Raw genomic sequence first — 1,402 nt, forward strand, 5'->3', positions numbered from 1 at the left:
CAAAGGGTTGCTACCTAGCGATAGGATGCTAATCTCAAAAAGCCGATCGTAGTCCGGATTGGAGTCTGCAACTCGACTCCATGAAGTCGGAATCGCTAGTAATCGCGGATCAGAATGCCGCGGTGAATACGTTCCCGGGCCTTGTACACACCGCCCGTCACACCATGGGAGTTTGTTGCACCAGAAGTAGCTAGCCTAACTGCAAAGAGGGCGGTTACCACGGTGTGGCCGATGACTGGGGTGAAGTCGTAACAAGGTAGCCGTAGGGGAACCTGCGGCTGGATCACCTCCTTAACGAAAGATTGATTGATTGGTAAGAATCCACAACAAGTTGTTCTTCTAAGATGTATCTGAGGGTCTGTAGCTCAGTTGGTTAGAGCACACGCTTGATAAGCGTGGGGTCACAAGTTCAAGTCTTGTCAGACCCACCACTACTGACGAAGCAATTATGCAGAAGAAGATACATCGAATCACAGATGATAAGCTGGGGACTTAGCTTAGTTGGTAGAGCGCCTGCTTTGCACGCAGGAGGTCAGGAGTTCGACTCTCCTAGTCTCCACCACGTACTTTAAAGAGTACGGCTAAGGTGTAGATTATAGAACTTAGTAAAAAGAAGATCATGAGATCTTGTTTTATTAAGTTCTGTGATTTATCACAGTTTAGTGTGATCTGACGAAGACACATTAATTCATTAACAGATTGGAAAATATTGAGTCTGAAATAAATTGTTCACTCAAACACAAACAAAGCAATTTGAATGTGAATGAGAACTAGCAAATTAACTGAATCAAGCGTTTTGGTATATGAATTTAGATTGAAGCTGTACGGTGATTCAATTCACAGTACTTCAAACTGTAATGTTGATAATGCTACTTGTAGGCATTAGCGACTGTTTGGGGTTGTATAGTCAAGTAATTAAGTGCATGTGGTGGATGCCTTGGCAGTCAGAGGCGATGAAAGACGTGATAGCCTGCGAAAAGCTCCGGGGAGGCGGCAAATATCCTTTGATCCGGAGATGTCTGAATGGGGAAACCCACTTATCATAAGATAGGTATTGCATGATGAATACATAGTCATGCAAGGCGAACGAGGGGAAGTGAAACATCTCAGTACCCTTAGGAAAAGAAATCAATTGAGATTCCCTTAGTAGCGGCGAGCGAAAGGGGAACAGCCCATTAAGTTGTGTGTGTTCTAGTGGAACGCTCTGGGAAGTGCGAACGTAGAGGGTGATATTCCCGTACACGAAAGGGCACACACAATGATGACGAGTAGGGCGAGGCACGTGAAACCTTGTCTGAATATGGGGGGACCATCCTCCAAGGCTAAATACTCCTGACTGACCGATAGTGAACCAGTACCGTGAGGGAAAGGCGAAAAGAACCCCTGTGAGGGGAGTGAAATA

2 tRNA genes and 1 rRNA gene are annotated in these 1,402 nt (G+C 45.5%); all 3 read left to right on the plus strand.

Annotated features, from left to right (window positions below):
* Positions 1 to 294 (plus strand): 16S ribosomal RNA (locus F947_RS12670); the annotation flags it as partial.
* Between the two features lie 60 nt (positions 295 to 354).
* Positions 355 to 431: transfer RNA gene (locus tag F947_RS12675), tRNA-Ile, on the plus strand.
* A 55-nt stretch (positions 432 to 486) separates the two neighbouring features.
* Positions 487 to 562, plus strand: a tRNA-Ala gene (locus F947_RS12680).
* The last annotated feature ends 840 nt before the right edge of the window (positions 563 to 1,402 follow it).

The sequence above is a fragment of the Acinetobacter towneri DSM 14962 = CIP 107472 genome (assembly GCF_000368785.1).
Lineage (GTDB): Bacteria > Pseudomonadota > Gammaproteobacteria > Pseudomonadales > Moraxellaceae > Acinetobacter > Acinetobacter towneri.